Annotated in this window: 12 protein-coding genes; 5 read left to right on the top strand and 7 right to left on the bottom strand. The window is 47.5% G+C overall.

Translation table 11 applies throughout. From position 1 onward, the window contains the following. Window positions 1-72 precede the first annotated feature (72 nt). From BUF15_RS16485 to BUF15_RS16470, 4 genes are all read right to left on the bottom strand, one after another. Window positions 73-648 carry a chemotaxis protein CheW gene (locus tag BUF15_RS16485; RefSeq protein WP_073614805.1) on the bottom strand — a complete coding sequence of 192 codons (576 nt, stop codon included), beginning with the start codon at window positions 646-648 and terminating at the stop codon, window positions 73-75. A gap of 22 nt (window positions 649-670) precedes the next feature. Further along, complete coding sequence (locus BUF15_RS16480; RefSeq protein WP_073614804.1) at window positions 671-2578, bottom strand: response regulator; 1908 nt, start codon at window positions 2576-2578, stop codon at window positions 671-673. A gap of 143 nt (window positions 2579-2721) precedes the next feature. After that, window positions 2722-3891 carry an ABC transporter substrate-binding protein gene (locus BUF15_RS16475; RefSeq protein WP_084554093.1) on the bottom strand — a complete coding sequence of 390 codons (1170 nt, stop codon included), beginning with the start codon at window positions 3889-3891 and terminating at the stop codon, window positions 2722-2724. Window positions 3892-3973: 82 nt separating this feature from the next. Further along, on the bottom strand, window positions 3974-6136 hold the full coding sequence (locus BUF15_RS16470; protein ID WP_073614803.1) for a methyl-accepting chemotaxis protein: 2163 nt from the start codon (window positions 6134-6136) through the stop codon (window positions 3974-3976). A 745-nt stretch (window positions 6137-6881) separates the two neighbouring features. Between BUF15_RS16470 and BUF15_RS16465 the strand changes: the two genes are divergently transcribed. Next, a complete protein-coding gene (locus BUF15_RS16465; RefSeq protein ID WP_073614802.1) occupies window positions 6882-8453 on the top strand; it encodes an adenylate/guanylate cyclase domain-containing protein in 1572 nt (523 codons plus the stop codon). 11 nt (window positions 8454-8464) lie between these two features. On the opposite strand, the gene BUF15_RS16460 is transcribed toward BUF15_RS16465, so the two are convergent. After that, the gene (locus BUF15_RS16460; protein WP_073614801.1) at window positions 8465-8686 is read right to left on the bottom strand and encodes an RNA-binding S4 domain-containing protein; all 222 of its coding nucleotides are present in this window, start codon (window positions 8684-8686) and stop codon (window positions 8465-8467) included. Window positions 8687-9064: 378 nt separating this feature from the next. On the opposite strand from BUF15_RS16460, the gene BUF15_RS16455 reads away from it, so the two are divergent. From BUF15_RS16455 to mutY, 4 genes are all read left to right on the top strand, one after another. Further along, a complete protein-coding gene (locus BUF15_RS16455) occupies window positions 9065-9358 on the top strand; it encodes a rhodanese-like domain-containing protein (protein ID WP_073614800.1) in 294 nt (97 codons plus the stop codon). 15 nt (window positions 9359-9373) lie between these two features. Next, window positions 9374-9877, top strand: a complete 504-nt coding sequence (locus tag BUF15_RS16450; protein WP_073614799.1) for a rhodanese-like domain-containing protein — start codon at window positions 9374-9376, stop codon at window positions 9875-9877. Beyond that, on the top strand, window positions 9874-12279 hold the full coding sequence (locus BUF15_RS16445) for a hybrid sensor histidine kinase/response regulator (RefSeq protein WP_073614798.1): 2406 nt from the start codon (window positions 9874-9876) through the stop codon (window positions 12277-12279). Before BUF15_RS16450 ends, BUF15_RS16445 begins: the two co-directional genes overlap by 4 nt. 78 nt (window positions 12280-12357) lie before the next feature. Next, entirely contained in the window at window positions 12358-13488 is a 1131-nt protein-coding gene (gene mutY, locus BUF15_RS16440; protein WP_073614797.1) for an A/G-specific adenine glycosylase, read from the top strand. Window positions 13489-13511: 23 nt separating this feature from the next. Here mutY and BUF15_RS16435 read toward each other — a convergent pair whose 3' ends face one another. After that, window positions 13512-16313, bottom strand: coding sequence for an ABC transporter substrate-binding protein (locus tag BUF15_RS16435; protein WP_073614796.1), 2802 nt, complete (start codon window positions 16311-16313; stop codon window positions 13512-13514). A 280-nt stretch (window positions 16314-16593) separates the two neighbouring features. Continuing rightward, complete coding sequence (locus BUF15_RS16430; protein WP_073614795.1) at window positions 16594-18048, bottom strand: exodeoxyribonuclease III; 1455 nt, start codon at window positions 18046-18048, stop codon at window positions 16594-16596. Window positions 18049-18060 lie beyond the last annotated feature (12 nt).

Below are 18060 nucleotides of genomic sequence, written 5' to 3'. Positions count from 1 at the left end.
TTCGAACGGAAAAATATTGAACTGTCCTAGGGTTACGTAAGCCTGTTGCAGAGACGCTCATGGTAGTCCTGCTTATTCTGGCAAATAGTAATGCATGAGCCGATCCATGCCGAGAAAGGCGGCCGGTTCAAGAATTTGATACAAGTCGGTTCCCATACGAAGACCTCGATAAAATACCCGTGGTTCAGTTGAGTTGAGTGTGCCTTCAGTGAGTGACACGCAATCCGAGTCAGGACGTGAAAGCGTGGCCGTCACCTGATCAATTCCGATGCCGATTTTCATGGTGCTGTTGTAAAGAACGGCAATCTTGTTCTTCACCTTGCCAGCCGATGGGTTATTGGTGAAGAGATTGTTCATATCTATAACCGAAATAATTTCTCCACGTTGATTAATGATGCCATGAATCCAACCAGGTAGATTGGGTAAGGAGGTTATTGGCGGCATCGGCCCAATCTCGGCAAGGCCTTCAATGGGGATGGCAAGTTTTTCGGAATCAATGACGACAAGCACATACTTGCACATCTTCTCCTGAGAGGAGAAAAGCAGGCTTGACTGAGTGGCGTTAGAATCATTGATTTCCGCCAATGCAAGACTGTCATCAAGAGTAGTGATGATGTCGTGAAGTGTTGTGGTGGCAGGCAAGGGCATAAGCAGTTCCGGTAAAATGAATCTATAAGTAGTTGCTAATGACAGACAACAGTTTTTGCGGATCAAAAGGTTTGGTTAGATATTCGTTTGATCCAGCAAGCATCCCTTTCAGTCGGTCCGTGGCTTTCTTGTTGCCGGTGAGCATAATAAAGGGGAGATTTGCAAAGTGAGGTAACTGTTTCAACTGGGGCAGGATGGTATATCCCGTCATATCAGGCAGCATGACGTCCAGTAGAACGAGGTCTGGTTGGATGGACGGCGCTAATGTCAAGGCTTCCTGGCCGCTTGATGCTTCGTAGAGATGGTAGCCATTTCTGGAAAGCAGCATGGCAAGTACTTTTCTTGAGGTGCGACTGTCTTCAATGATGAAAATAGACTTGCTGCCAGGAGGTGGAGCTTTTGGCGGCTCGGAAGGGGCCTTGGCAGCTTCTGGTGCCGGTGCCTTCACGGGCGAAGTAGCCCACCTGTTCACGGCAGTCGCCGCTGTCTTTGTTTTCTTCTGGCTAATTGGTGGCGAAGGTGGTGTCGATTTCTTTTGGGTAACTGTTTGTTTCTCAGTGGCAGATTTCACATAACTCTGCACAAGCTCAGTCAGCTTTTGTGGATTAAAAGGCTTGGTAATGTACTCCTGCGCCCCGCCCTGAATACCTTTCAAACGGTCCCTGACATCATGTCTTCCTGTCAGCATAATGACCGGTACTTCACGAAGATGTTCAAAATTCCGTAGTTCAGCGAGCAGGTCGTGACCGTTGGTGTCTGGCAGCATAACATCGAGCAGCACGAGACATGGGCGGCTTGAGGCGGCCGCTTTGATGGCTTCTGCTCCAGAAGCAGCTTCCAAGAGTGTATAGTTGTGACGTTTCAACAACATAGACAGTACCTTGCGGGATGTCATGCTGTCCTCGACCATGAGGATCGTCGGGTTTGTTGAGCTGTCGACAGGAAGTTCGGCGGGCATTGTTTGTACTGCCGGCGTTGATACCACAGGTTGCTGCCGAAGTTCTTCTGCCTTGATAATTGAGCGAAGGAGCGAAAGGCTTTTGCTGTAGAGTGGTATTTTCGGAGAAAGCTGAACAGCGCTCTCCAGATAACCGAGGGCCTTATGATGCTCCTTGAGATTAAAGTGTCCAAGGGCCAGGGCAAAGGCGGTACGTGAATTGCGAGGGTCAGATCGTTGAGCTTGATCAAAGCAGGTGAGAGCAAAACGGATCTCATCCTGCTTCAGATCTTTTGACGGCTGCATGGCACTTATGGAAAATGATGCCTTACAGTGAGAGCAAGAGCTGCCTGCCTGGAGAATCGACCAGCAGAATATACAGCGTTTGACTTGAGTGTCTGAAGTCGTAAGCTGGGGCCGCATCTTGCGGGCTTCTCGCCAGACGTCCTGGTCGTGGTTTCCCCAACGGTACGCTTCGTCTATTGCTCGAGAAATATAATCCTGTCTCGTGAGGATGCGGGACTGCCACAACCATGCGGGATAGAAAAAACGATTATGACGGAGGATGGCTACCAGTCGATCGACCGCCTCTTTATAATGAAAACGGAAAAAGAGACTTTTAGCCTCTTCCAGCAGTTTTTCCTCATCAAGATCTTCAGCAGGATGGGATGTTGTCCGTTGTGTTTTGAGAAAGCGGTCTATCTGGTCAATGGTGATGAAAACCGTTTTCTGCACTGCAGACTGGGTCGGGACAGAGTTTATTTCAGCCCCTTGTATCTGGACAATGGAAAGAATAGCGCCGTTGCCGTGAAGAATGCCGATATGCGCAGAAAGCACTTCACCATCGCGAACATGGATAATGCCTTGATGTCGACCCTTGCTGACAGTTATATCAACACTTTCAAGATTATGCTGATATGATTTCAGCTGTTCGATAAGCAGAGCTGACTGTACGGGGTTGTTGTCGTTGTCTACCATAATGTGTTGTCGCATCTTGTGCTGTTGAATGAGGAATCACAAAAAAAAGGTGATCCGGAATACTTGGGTATCCTCATTGACAACAGCGGGTTTACGGGTTGACGTGATAACTGGAGCAGCATGGGTTTCCTGTGGCAACTGTCGCTATACCGGTATTGTTAGAGACAGACGGATTCGTGAAAATTGAAGACGCCGTTCTCTATCTTTACGATAACAGCACATTTGTTTGGATCTCCGGATTCATTAAAAGTCATTTCACCGGTCGCCCCATCAAAATTTTTCACATTGACAATGGCATCCCTTACAGCCTTGCGATCAGCGAGGAGATTGCCACTGAGTTTTCCGGTGTCCTTGACGGCCTGTAGGAAGACGCGAACGGCGTCCCAGGTTAATGCTGCCGGTTCGTCGGGCAATTCACCATAGGCGGACTTATAGGCATCGACAAACTGCTTATTGATACCTGTAGCGCCACCTGAGGCGTAGTTGCCGCTAAAGAAAAGACCGTCGCAATCGTTTCCACATTCCCCTAAGAGATTTCCACCGGCCCAGGAGTTGCTGCCGACAAGGGGAATGTTCAAATCTATCGATTTCATCTGTCTTATGATCAGGGGGATTTCGTTAAAATGCTGCGGACTGAAGATGAACTGGGCACCAGATTCCTTGATGCTCATCAGCTGTTTGGTGAAATCCGTGTCGCCTGAGCGAAATTCTTCAAATCGTACAATTGATCCCTCGCCATTGATCTGCTCAAATGATTCTTTAAAAGATTTTGCAAGCCCTCTTGGATACGCTGCAACGATATCATAAAGAACGGCGCCTTTGGTCGCAGTAAACTGCTTAGCCAGAAATTTGGTTAATACCGGGCCCTGAATGGTAAAAACAAAGCAGCTACGAAAGACATACGGCCTATCCTTGGTGGTGAGCGGGGAGGTTGACCAGGGTGAGATCATCGGGGTGGAAAATGAGTTGGCCATCTGGGCAACCGGGATAGCTTGGCTACTGCTGAGTGGACCGATAATACCGAGGACTTTCTCTTTGGAAACTTGTTCGATGGCAAGAGTTGAGGCGGCGGTTGGATTTGATTTGTTGTCACCGTAAAGAAATTTGACATCGTAGGTTTTGTCGCCGACTTTGAGGCCACCTGCTTCGGCTAACTCCTTTTCAATGAGTTGTGCCGCATTTTTCGAATGAAGCCCAACCAGATCAAACCAACCCGTCTGGGGAATGTTAAAACCTATATTGATAGTTCCGTCACTGGCAAATACGGAAGGGCAGAAGGAGAAAAACACTATCAGGATAGCTGACAGGATACGTTGGACGATATTCATATTCTACTCCGTTGTGAATAACGAATTCAGGCCACTGTTGGTGTGGCCTGAAGCCTGAATGATCTCAGTTTACACCGAACCCTTATGCAGTCTCCTCTGCGTCGGGCACTTTGAATGTCTCAACGGCGGCGCGCAGGTCTCGAGCTGTGCGACTTAGCATATCCATTGATGTTGCTGTCTCCTGAGAGGAACGTGACGACTCCTGACTGACATCGCCAATCTCCTGCATGGTTGTGGAAATCGTTTCAGACACCTGCACCTGCTCAGAGGATGCGGTGGTAATGGCTTTAATCAGATCAGCAAGCTGGTTTGAAACCTGCTCGATCTGCTGGAGCTTGGCATGGGCGCCGTCAGCGAGCTGGGAGCCCTGGACAACCTTGCCGATACTCTCATCCATACGACTACTAACGTTCTTGATTTCGGTCTGAATATTCTTGATCAGCGCTTCAATCTGTTTGGTTGAGTTACTGGAACTTTCAGCAAGACGCTGGACCTCGTCAGCAACGACGGCAAAACCGTGACCTGCATCACCGGCCATGGCGGCCTGAATGGAAGCATTCAGGGCGAGAATCGATGTGCGATCGGCGATATCATTAATAATCTGAATAACGTTACCGATCTCCATGGAACTTTCACCGAGGCGCTTAATGGAGCGAGCTGTCTCATTGATCTGTTCACGAATCTCTGTCATGGCCAGGTTGGTTTTCTGTACAGCCTCGGCACCTTCACGTGCACTTTGACGTGAGATTTCAGAAACGTCAGCAGACTGAGCAGCGTTCTGGGAAACATTTCGGATGGACTCAACCATGATATCGATTGACTTGATAGCGCTGGCAACCTTTCTGGACTGTTCGATGTTCTTGTTTGCAAGAGTAATGGTTTGTTTGGCAACATCTTCTGAGGTGACGTCAACGGAGGCGGTGGCGTCCTTAACCTTACGGATAATATCAGAAAGCTGATCACTCATAGCATTGAAGGAGTCGGCGATGGCGCCGGTCATATCCTCGGTTACTTCGGCTCGGGCGGTAAGATCACCCTCGGTCAAGGCACTGATCTCTTCAAGCAGCTTCATGATCGAATCCTGGATAGCATCGCGCTCGGCCTGACTCTGGATGAGCACGGTGATGTTGTCCAGCATGTTGTTGAGTGTGACAGCCATGGCGCCAAGCTCGTCTTTTGTTACAACCTCGGTACGAGCGGAAAAGTTACCGGCATTGATTTCGCCAAGCAGCTGAACGATGTGGCTGACCTGGGCAGTAAGGCTGCGGGAGAGACGAATAGCAATGAAAATACCAAGGAGGACGGCGACACCACTCACCGAGAGAACGAGTTTCTGTACAAACGCGGCAGAATCTTCCATCCTCTTCGTAGCGGAACTTTCGTTTTGGGTAGCATTGGCAAGAAAGGTCGCAATAACAGGCTGGGCTTTCTCGGCGGCAGCCTCGTACTCAGCAATACGACTGGCGACGACTTTGTCAGTGTTTGTTACCTCGGTGAACCACTTGGAGAATTCTTCCAGCTGACTGTTAAGCTGCTCTGAAACGTAGCCGGGCAGGGAGGATGCTGCAATGATCTGCGTAAAACTGGTACGGTTGCTTTCAACCTGTTGTATAGCTTCTTCGCTGGGAAGGATCAGATAGTCTTTGAGGGCACTGTTGAGCTGATAAAATCCGTTGCGAAGGATGATGGAGTCAATTTTATCAACGCTTGCCTGCAAGGCATTGACACTTTCATCCAACTTGACGAGTTCGCCGAATTCTTTGTCAACCCGAAGCTCGAGAATGTTGACGGTGCCAATAAAAGCGCTCAGATATTCGTTGATCGAATCCATAGCAGTCTGGGCTGCATCAATGCTCGCTTGGTCGGCGGCAAGTTGCTGGATCTCATAAATGTTCTGATACGCCTGGCCTCCGTTCTCTGTAAAAGGCACCATGTACTGGTTTTTTGCCTCTTGAATGCCGATGCTTTGATATTTAAGAAGAAAGTCTTTCTCCATACCCTGCATGACTCGAAGTGTTTTGTCGGTCTGGAGACTGAGGCGAGCAACCTTACCATGGACCTGAACAAGTTCGTTGATAGTGGTATTGGCCAGCTTTTGTGAGAAATACGCAATTGCACTGACGACCAAGGTAAGAGCAATCATCAGAAAGAATGCAAGCATCAGCTTGCTGCGGATACTGAGACTGCCGGATGTACCGGTAGGTTGAGTACTGTTGGTTTCGGCCACTTTGCTTGTGCTTTCCATTACTCCTCCATGAAACCTGATTTCACCCTTTTCAGAGGGCACCTGTTTTTACAGAATTTGTCGACATCGCTGTGAGTGATGGCAACAATTATTTCACCTAACAAATATTGTTGATCAGACTGTTTGGGAGTAACTTTTCTTAAAAAAAATACATATCGAAAGGTTGATGAAAAAAGTTTGCCAATTCAGTCTGATCTCTATAATTTATTTCCCTTTTGGGAAAATCTCCTGGCAGAAAGAAGTATCAGTAAACGCAGTTTTGGTGGAGCATATTGCGTATCTATCTTGTATCAGGAAGTAAATAACAAACACTTACTAAAGTAAATGGTTTTATTTTTCCATAAATATTTGAAGTAAAAAAATGAACGGAGTCGCATATATAGCTTGCGTGATAGGCAGTTTCGAAAGAACTGTTGTAAAATGAGGATACCCAGGAAAATAACACCAAGGATAATGAGGTGCTTAATCTGGATAAACAGCTGGTGCGACTCCATGAACAAATGAAAAATAATTATCGGATTCACCGGTCGAAAATTGGGTGCTATCGGAAAATAAACTGATTTTTCAAGAAAAACGATGGCGGCTTGAATAGAAGTAATGTCGATGCTACTATTGAAATGCAGTCTGTCGTGTTATGAAGGTTGGGCTAATTAAAAGTACTATTCGTTGGTTGAGTCATTGAGACCAGCCAAGGCTGCTTATTGAGCAATGAGTGGCGGGTAGCATGAAACAGTTGTGAGACGAAATGTTTTTACGAAAGATACTGGTGGTTGATAATGAGGCAGTATTTGCTGATCTGTGCCGCAATGTTCTTGGCGGTATAGGACATGAGGTGTCTTGCGCCAGTAACGGAGAGCAGGCTGTGGAGGCCGCTGGAAAAAAGCGATTCGACCTCGTTCTGGTCAATGGTGAGCTCTCGGGAGCGGATTGCTTGGAAACATTTTCCATGTTGCGGCAAATGGATCCAAATATTATTGGAATATTGGTGATGGCCCATGCTGATGTACGGTTGGTGATCGATGCCATGAATAGCGGTTACATCGGGGTATTGGAAAAACCGGTCAGCACTGAAAATCTTTTAAAAAGAGTAGTAGGCGCACTTTCCATCACCAGGCTACGAGAAGAAAACACTCGACTTAAAACGCTGATCCCATTGTACCAGTTAGGTAAGAAGTTTCTCACAGCTACGACTTCCGGCGATATCTATGTCGAGCTTGTTAATACCATTTATAATGAACTCTCCCCGTCAAGTGTCTCCCTTATGATGCTTGATAAGGTTAACGGCGAGTTACGGATAGTTGCCTCCAAAGGAATCGAAGAGCAGATAGCGGAAACGGTGCGGCTGCAGCCCGGTGAAAAAATTGCGGGCTGGGTGTTTGCCCACGGAGAACCGTTGATACTTAATCGTCGAACACAGGATGCTACGCCGTTTGCCAATCTGTTGCAGAGAAAAGAAATCGCTGCGTCCATCTCCTATCCACTCACCCTCAGGGGGGAAGTGGCAGGTGTGGTGAATATCAGCGACCGGGACGTCAATATTGAATATAGCCAGGCGGACATGGAGATGCTTTCGGTCATCTGCAGTCAGGCTATCATGGCGCTTGAAAACGTTATGTCGATCTTCGAGAGGGAACAGGCCGTTCGTTTACGAACTCTTTTCGAGCAGTATGTTGCCCCGGAGGTAGCTGAGTTCCTGCTCAACCGGGAAGAGCGCATGATAGATGTGGGAGAGGTGAAAAATCTCACGGTTCTGTTTGCAGACATCAGAAATTTCACCGGCCTTGTCCAGCATATCTCACCTGAGGAACTGCGCCGTTTTCTCAATCAGTTCTTCGAACTTTTCACGAATATCATCTTTAACGCCCAAGGGACGCTTGATAAATTTATGGGTGATGCGGCCCTGGTGTTGTTCGGGGCTCCGGTCGCAATAGATGCTCCTGCTGTTGCAGCGGTGGGCGCAGCGGTGAAAATACTTAAAGGGTTCGAAGAACTGCGCGGGAAATGGGTCGAGAATTCTTCATGGTTTACCCAAATTGGCATAGGCATTGGGATTAGCAGCGGTGAGGTCTACCTTGGCAATGTAGGCTCTGAAAAGAGGTTGGATTTCACCGTCATAGGTACTAACGTCAACATTGCTCAACGCCTTGCCTCGGAAACCAACTCAGGCCAGATTCTCATTACGGAAAGCGTGAGCAGGGACGTTTCCGGAACGTATGCCATTAAAAAAGAAGGTGCCAGACTATTGCGGGGGCTCGATCAGGATATCCAGGTCTATTCCGTTATATCAGAGCAAGAGGTTGCAAACGAAAAGAGCTAATGCAAGTGGGCTTAACTGATTTGAACCAGATAGTCTTGGCTTGCAAATGTGACGATATCGTCTTTCTGCAGCTGTTTACCCCTTTGGGTTTCCACCGCTCCGTTCAGCAGAACTTCTCCATGCTGTATTCGGATCTTGGCTTCAAAGCCATCCTGGACAAGGTTGGCAATTTTCAGAAACTGGCCGAGGCGGATGGGGAGTTGTTTGATAATAACAGGAGTTGCGGTGGTCATAGTACTATTTGGTAAAGTGTAAGTAGATTGGTGTTCCTTGAGGTTTCGACTATAGTCTATTTATCGAAGGAAACAAGAAAAGAGCGTATTCAATTGAGTGATTCTTACAACATCACTGGTCGTGGTAACAACTTCTTTATAATGATCAACATCATGACACTTTTGATAATGAAATTTTTTGTCAGCGTGAGTCGGTTTACCTGTAAATCTCTTTTTAGAAGCAAATGAAGACTATGGTCGCGATGTCCTTGTGAGGCGAAAAAGCGGCAGCGTTTTGTTGGAGAACATGGCAGGGTAATATGTTACTGTCTTGTGCCGGCGATATGGTTAGCGCTGCAGTTTCCTTTGCGTAGAGGTTCATGTGAATAGGGAGAATCCATGCAGAAAATAAGTTTTCTGTTTCTGGTTGCCTGCCTTTTTTTTGCAGGAAAAGCTCAGGCGTTTGAGCGTTTTCCGGTGGTAGTCACCGACGAGTTACAGGATATGCTCGTACAGCGTAGCAGTGGAAAAATAGATTTTACTCTACTGAACACCCTGGACGAAATCATTTTCCATCACCAATCGATACCAGGTTCGATGAACATCCCGTGGAATGTCATCGATGATCGGTATACTGAACTTGGTGAAGACAAAAATCGACTTATCATTACCTATTGTATAGGGCACCGGTGAGTATTCTCGTATAAGGTGGCGGTCGCCATCAAGGAATACGGCTACACGAATGTCAAGATATACAATGGAGGGTTGAAAGATTGGATTGGAGCCGGATTACCGGTAGTAAGCGATGAAAAACTACCTGAGTACAAGACAATTTTTTTGAGTGCAGAAGATGTGAAACAAAGGATGGGTGTAGCCGAGAAAAGTGGTTGCTTGTCTGAAAATGGCTTACCCCTTTTAACCTTGCTTGACCTTCGGACTGAAAGAGTGCCGGAAGGGGCCGAGGCGCCTCTGGTAATACGAAGCAGTTGCCAAACCGTAAGTGGATTTCTCGATGATTTGCAACGTGATGATTTTCGAAAAAAAATCCCTGTAGATTCCCCGATAATAGTTATCACCGAAACGGGAAACCGTGATGAATATGCCGCACGTTATCTCCATAAGTATGGATATAACCAAGTATTCGGCTTGCAGTATGGTATGCGTGGCTGGATCAAGGCTGATTATCCAACGGTGTCATTAGAGAAACAATGATAGGTGCGAGAATACGTTCAATTCGACTGAGCCAGGGGCTTTCCCTCGTCTCAGTAATTACCCTGGTTCTGCTTGCCTTTATCTATATATATTTTAATCGGGTTAACGATTCAGCTGAAAGCCGGTATCATCGTATACTCCAGCTGCAGAAAACATTTGTCGATCTCGTCACCATCGAGAATATGGTACTCAGCGGAGGGGAGCATTACGCCAATCTTCTGTCAACAGGGATGGACCTGGTAGAAGAGCTTGAGGCAGAATCGCAGTATCTGCGTCCGGGATTTATCCGTGAACGGGAACATGTCTTCAGTACGCTTTTGTCGACGGTCGAGGAAAACAGACAATTCTATCTTGATATCCGAAATACGCTGCCTCGCCTTGTTGCAAATGTACGACAGATTCATGCGTATCATATAGAGAGTCTGCAATCCTCCCTTTCTTCCTTTAATAGCGATCCTCCCTCAAATACCAGGAGTGGTTTCAGAAATTATCCTGATAAATCAGCATCCGAACTGGAAATTATCGACTCAGCGGTATATGTGCAGAACAATCTGCTCGATGTCATCGCCGTTTTTTATGAAATGCAGCTTTCTGAAAACATAGATGGTGTAGAGGAGCTTTTTCAGCAGCGCATGGCCAAGTTTTCAGGGGCTGTTACTCGCTTTGAGGATTTCTCACTTGATGCTCAGGATGGCCTTTTGGTGGAAGAGCTTCTTTTGATCGGCAAACATTTCCGGCAAGCATTCGGGAGGCTGCTGCAAAATAATGGTAAAATAAGATTATTAAAAAAGAAACTTGTTGATAATCAGCAGCAGATCTCCGCTATGTTTGACGATGCTGCGGTTGCATTGAATGTCGATAGGCAGGAGTTGCGGCAACGTCTCGAAGCAATTCAGAACATATCAATCACCGTACTTGTTCTGCTTGCATGCTGGCTTATTTATTATGGGGTGAGACTCTCGAGAGCATTCTCACGGACTGTCATAGAGGCACGGAAAATAGGCAACGATCTCACGTATCGTATTCCTGAAGAGTGTGAAAGCTACCTGGAGTTCAGTACGATATATAGCACTTTGAATAGTCTTGCAGAAACGGCAGATAGTCAGGTCAAGTCACTCGAAAAGATTCATCGGGAAATGGGTCGACGGGTTCAGGAACGTACGGCTGAACTGGTGCATATGAATACCCGCTTGAAAAACGAGATAGCTGATCGTGTCAAAGCTGATGATTTACGTAAGGAACTTGAAGATCAACTTATCCGGGCCAAGAAAATGGAGGCTGTGGGGACCCTTGCTGGTGGTGTTGCCCATGATCTGAATAATATACTCTCCGGAGTTGTTACCTATCCAGAATTGCTGCTTCTTGATATGCAGGAGGATGACCCACTCTATAAACCGTTGCAGAATATTAAGATGTCAGGAGACCGTGCCGCATCCATTGTCCAGGATCTCTTAACCTTGGCAAGGCGAGGGGTGGCAGTGAAAGAGGTCGTCGAATTTCGCTCCCTGGTTCAGGGGTATCTTGAAAGTGCAGAATTTGGAACGTTGAAAAAGGCTCATCCTGAGGTTGTGCTAGATGTCGATCTGGCAGACTTTACCGGGAATGTAATGGGTTCCAGAATGCATCTACAAAAAGCTGTGATGAACATCATTATTAACGGAATGGAGGCCATGCCTGAAGGCGGAACACTGTCTATTAGCAGCAGGGCTGTATATGTTGATACCGTTATAAAAGGCTACGATACAGTGCAGGAAGGGGATTATGTTTGCCTTACTGTGAGCGATTCCGGGGTTGGTATGTCTGAGGAAGTGGTCACCCAGATTTTTGAGCCATTCTTCACCCGGAAAAAAATGGGACGAAGTGGAACCGGTCTTGGCATGGCGGTGGTGTATAGTACGGTGAAAGATCATGGTGGGTATATTGACATTGACAGTGAACCTGATAAGGGTTCTGTCATCACCTTGTACTTTCCACTCACCCGAGAAAGCAGTCCGGTTCGTGAGCAATCTACAGATTTATTATCACTTACAGGCAACAGTGAACATCTTCTTATTGTTGATGACATCTTCGAACAGCGGCAGATTGCCTCCGCCATGCTGAAACGGCTGAATTATACCGTTGCAACTGCTGCCAGCGGAGAGGAAGCGGTTGCCTATGTTCGCGACAATGCAGTAGACCTCGTCCTTCTGGATATGATTATGCCGCCAGGTATGGACGGTTTCGATACCTTTATGGCCATAAAAGCAGTAGTGCCGGAAATGCCGGTGGTGATTGCCAGCGGCTATTCCGAAAATGATCGGGTTCGGCGGGCATTAAGTTTTGGCGCTGGTACCTATATCAAAAAGCCCTATTCTGTCGAGACTTTGGGAAAGGCTATCTATACCATTCTCAATGATGCATAAATTCAAAATCGATAGATTAGCCAATCATTCAACTGGCGGGTTGAGAACCGTGGTGAGTAAAGAGCAGTTAGAGGATAAATGAACGATTTCGTATTTGAGAATAAACAGCAGGTCCAACAACGTTTGCTCGACTGGTTTATCCGTACCGATCGACAGCTTCCCTGGCGTAAAACCTATGACCCTTACCATGTGTGGATATCTGAGATTATGCTGCAGCAGACTCAGATGGAGCGAGGAATAGACTACTTCAATCGATGGCTCCTCCGATTTCCCGATGTCCATGCCGTAGCCGCTGCGGATGAGCATGAGATCCTAAAAAACTGGGAGGGACTCGGCTATTATGCAAGAGCAAGAAATCTGCACGCCGCTGCCAAAATTATTTCATGGGAATATAGCGGAATTATTCCTTGCGATCCTGGCGAGCTTCAGGGGCTGCCGGGTATAGGCCCCTACACGGCTGCTGCAGTTAGCTCTATTGCTTGCAATACAGACATTCCCGTGGTGGATGCCAATGTTCTTCGTGTTTATGCCCGGATATTTGATATTGACGGTCAGGTCAAATCAGGGGCTACTCGAAAGAAAATTGAACAACTTGCCAGGGAAATGCTCCCTAAGGGCAGAGCCCGGCAGTTCAATCAGGCATTAATGGATTTTGGCGGTTTGGTCTGCTTGCCGCGTAACCCTGACTGCTCCAAATGTCCTATTGCTTTTGGCTGTCTTGCCTGGCAGCGTGGAACGGTTGCCGATCGTCCTGTCACGACCAGCACCAAAAAAACCATTCTTATTGAAATGGCCACCGGTGTCCTCGAAAGTGGAGGGAAACTGTTTATCCAGCAACGAAAGAATGAGGATATCTGGGGTGGCTTGTGGGAGTTCCCTGGTGGACGCCTTGAAGAAGGGGAAGAACCTGCCGAGACCGTGGTGCGGGAGTATCGTGAAGAGACCGGGTTTCCAGTGAAGGTTTGCAACGATATTACCAGTGTTATCCACTTTTATACCCGCTACAAGGTTGTGCTGCATTGCTATGCGGTGACTTTGGCAGGCAGCGAAATCCAGCCGAGGCCACAATTGACAGCAGCCCAGGATTATAGATGGGTGGAAGCAGAAGAACTCGTTGGTTACGCGTTCCCGGCTGGGCATCGTAAATTGATGGAATATATTGCCGATTACTGTCCAGAGCTGCTTCTGGAGCCGTGTGCAGGGCGGTAGCGGGCACAAGTACCAGTATTACTTCAGGAGTGAGGCCGGTCGCTCAGTACATTGCGGATTGCTGCCGAAAAAATCACCGGGTCAAGGGGCTTCTCAAAGTAGCGACTGATGCCGATACGGGTTGCTTCGCGTTCATCAATCTTATCGCTGTAGCCGGTGCAGAGGAATACCGGAAGATCCGGCTTGAGTTCAAGTGCCTTTTCGGCAAGCTCACGTCCACTCATGACCGGCATGGTCATATCGGTTATCAGCAATTGTATATGATCAGTGTGCTGGCGGAAATATTCCAGGGCTTGTTCCGGGTCGATGTAGGTGATCACCGAATAGCCAAGCTTTTGCAGCATGAGCATTCCTACTTCAAGCAGTGCTTCATCATCATCAACCAGCAGAATGTTTTCGCTGCCACCTGGCAACATGGGGGGTGAGGTTACCTGTTTCTCGTCTACTATCTTTTCAATGACCGGCAGATAAAGGATGAACGTTGTGCCCTGACCAACAAAAGATTGAACCAGTATAGCGCCGTTATGGCTCTGGATGATGCCATGAACGATAGACAGCCCCATTCCGGTTCCCTTGCCGAACTCCCGAGTGGTGTAATACGGATCAAATATCTTTTCAATAAGGTGAGGGGCAATACCGTGTCCGGTATCGCTGACGCTCAGCCGGATGTAACGGCCTGGTGGAATCTCGCCTGTAGAACATTTCAGTGGTTCTCGGAGTAATTCAGTCCTGGAGGCAATTGTGAGCGTGCCGCCGGTATCCTCCATGGCCTGCACGCCATTGGTAAAAAGATTCAGGAGGGCCTGATATATTTGTGGCGGATCGGCAAGAAGATGTTCATCAATGGTCTGGATCTGATTGATCAGCTCAATATTGGGCGGAATGATGGTGCGCAGAAACCGCAGAGAGTCTTTGAGGAGATCGGCGACTGCTATGGGGCGAAGTTCTTTATCCGACTTACGGTTGAACATCAGCAGATGTTGAACAATATCACGTGCCCGGTTGCAGGCGTTGCGTATTTCAGACAGATTGTGGTAGGTCGGGTGAGATTCGGTCGTATCAAGGAGGGCGAGCTCGGCATTTCCAATGATGATGCCAAGAATATTATTGAAATCATGAGCGATTCCTCCGGTAAGGTTACCAAGAGCTTCAAGCTTCTGGGAGAATCGGAGTTTTTGTTCGAGTTGCTGTCTCCTGATGTGTTCACGTTTTAAAACGATGATCTGGGAAATGAGACCAGCATACACCTCAAGGGGCCGGACCGTCTCATCTGTAGGGCGGGCACCGGACTTCGAAGTATCGACGGAAATTACGCCAATAAGCTCTCCTTTTTCATTGTTCATCCGAACGAAGAGGTTGTCCTGTGGGTGCCACATGTCTTCTCTGTCTGGTATAGATCCTTCTCCATAGAAAACCGCCTCCTGATTGAGAATGCTTTTCATGTTATGTGGAACATAATAGCTCATCTGGCCAAGCTTGATACCGAGTTCGAAAATATCATCATACCAGCTCTGCGGGAGGTGGGTCATCCTGATCTTGGCGAGCACTTCATCAGAAATGCCGGCAGAACCGATGAACTCGCGAAAAGGTGGTTCATCTTTAAAAAGCAGGATGAGCACTCGACTGAAATCAGAAAGTTCTATAATAGCCTTACTCATTTCTGCAAACAGGGCTTTTTCATCACGTATGGATAGAATCGAGGCTGCAGAGATACTGAACTGTTCGATCTGTTTAGAGTAGTTGAGGAGGGATTTTTCACTCTGATGCAGGGCCATTTCTGTTTTTTTGCGAATGGCAATCTCGCTTTGCAGTCGCCGGTTGAAGAAAAAGAGGCCGATACAGCCGAGGGTGATGAGGATGGTAGCGGCACCGAGTATCATCAGGGCGCGATATATCCAGTGCGGCAGTTTATCCTGCTCGGCGGAAAAGATAAAGCCATCGAGTGAGTAGTTGTCGGGTATGAGTTGATACTGGTGGAACGTCTTGGCGATATGTTCCCAGCGTCCTGGGTTCATATGGCCAATCTCGACCAGGTCGGCGAGGATGAGTTTTTCAATTTCGTCCGCTTCGTATCGGAGATGTTCGCGGCTTTTTTTTGATTGATATGTGTTGAGTATGAGATCAATAATCTCTTCTTTGTGGGCGAGCGCGTAGTGCCATCCTTTAACGGTTGCTTCACGAAAGGCCTGGACCCTGGCAGGATTGGTCTTGGCTTCATTTTCCGTTGTAAACAGACAGTCTCCGTAGAAGTCAATACCATATGAAGATGGAGAGATGATGGTGTAGGGTATATGTTTTTCCTTCAAATAGTATGGCTGGTTGGTGATATAGGCTGCCAGTACGTCAATGTTTGGATCGAAGTAATCATTATACGAAGCTACATCTTCGAGAAGAATAAGCTTGTCGAAATTGACACCTTCGCCGTGGAGCATGGCTTGCAACTCGATATCTCGGCTGGTCCGGCTCATTTTGACGATTTTGCCGGAAAGATCCTGGGGGACGGTGATACCGCTGCTCTTTCTGGCAACAAAGATAAGAGGTGAGTGCTGAAAAATAGCAGCAACGGCGACCAGCGGTTTGCCATTGAGTCGTTGTAATAGCATCTCAGCATTAGTCACGCCATAGTCGGCATTGCCATTCAATACCTCATCGATGGTGTCCTTTCCTTTGCCGCCCTCAATGAGTGTTACCTGTAAACCGGATTCACTATAGTATCCTTCTTTAATAGCTGCGTAATAACCGGCAAACTGGAATTGATGCAGCCATCGCAATTGAAGACGTATGGAGGTGGTTTCGGCTATCGCTCCAGTGGTGGCGCGAGCCATGCCACTCCAGCTCACAACGAACAGCAAGAGAAGAACGAATGGTAGGCGACGAAAGATGGCGGGTAACTTCAGCTTTGAAGTCCGGTTTCGATACATAAAACCCTGGCTAGCAGATGAACATATTGTCTATGCCGGCCAGCCTGGTGGCGATGAAATCTGGCCTACAAAGGAGAACACCTTGAAATAATACATTATTGTCACCTGGCAACGCAAGCAAAATGACAGCATTTTTTTGAAAGGAGGGTTGATGAAAAGGAGATACCTGAAAGATCAGATGAGATTAGGGAGTATATTCAAGGAGTACGGGGCAATGATCTGAACCGGAAACTTCAGGAAGAATTGTTGCATCAGTCACCTTGGCAACGCTCTGACCATCTATCCAGAAATAATCGATACGCCAACCGATATTGCGGGCCCTGGCGTTGAAGCGATAGCTCCACCAGGTGTAGTTGTCAGGATCCTGGTTAAATTTCCGGAATGTATCTACATAACCTGCGTCGACGAAGCTATCCATCCATGCACGTTCTTCAGGAGTGTAACCAGGGTTTTTAACGTTTGCTTCTGGGTTCTTCAGATCAATGGCTTTGTGGGCAACGTTGAAATCGCCACAGAGAATGACCGACTTGTTTTTGCGAAGGCTGTTAGCGAAATGCAGGAGGGCATCGTTAAAAGCAAGCTTGTAGTCGAGGCGCTTGAGACCATCCCCTGAATTGGGAAAATAGATGTTGGTCAGGTAAAAATCATCAAACTCAAGGGTAAGAACCCTTCCTTCACAATCAAATTCTTCGTTGCCGAGACCGGTTATGACGCTAAGTGGTTGAATTCTGCTATAGACAGCGACTCCGGAATAACCTTTTCGCACAGCACTGTGCCAGAAAGCGGTATAACCATCGGGTTGCAGTAGCGATTCCGACAACTGATCGGGAGTTGCCTTGATTTCCTGCAAGGCGAGGATATCGGCATCAAATTTTGCAATACTCTTTGGAAAGCCTTTTTTTTCAATGGCCCGGATACCATTGACATTCCAGGACATGAGCCGAATAGATGGTTTGCTGGTCTGCTTTTTTGTCTTGCGTGGGGGATTGCGTGGAACGACCTCATATTGGGGACATTCCTGCAGCAATGGGCAAATGTCGCAATGTGGTCTAACGGGTTTGCACAACAATTGACCAAAGGCAACCAGTATGGAATTGACAGATTTCCAATGTTCTTCCGGAAGACTATTTCTTAGCGCCATTTCGGTTTCAAGCGGGGTATTCGTGTCAACATAGCGCCAGATATTCATTATGCGATGGACATGGGTGTCGACGCAAATTGCAGGCAGGTCAAAGGCGATGGCGCGCACGAGATTGGCGGTCTTCCTGCCAACCCCAGGCAGGGTAACCAACTCTTCAATGGTGTTTGGAACCAGATTGTCAAATTTGGAGAGAGCAGCTGGCAGTGCTTTGAGAAAACGAGCCTTATTGCGAAAAAAGCCGACGGGAAAGATGAGCTTTTCGATTTGCTCCTCTGAGAGAGCGTCGAGCGCTTCGGCGTTGCCGGCAACGCGAAATAATTTCTCAGCCGCAACTGCAGTGGTTTCATCCTTCGTTCTGGCAGAAAGGATGGTGGCGACAAGAACTTTAAACGGGTCTTTGGTCTGTACAGCAATGAGATCGACCACAGGCACCTGCACACCTTTGACGTGAGCTGCGACCTTGTCGAGAAAGAAATTGATATCGATCGGAGAAAACATGCTTTACGATGG

Source organism: Desulfopila aestuarii DSM 18488, from assembly GCF_900143695.1.
GTDB lineage: Bacteria > Desulfobacterota > Desulfobulbia > Desulfobulbales > Desulfocapsaceae > Desulfopila > Desulfopila aestuarii.
The sequence above is the reverse complement of the archived record's forward strand: the minus strand, read 5'-3'. Positions and strand labels throughout refer to the sequence as shown.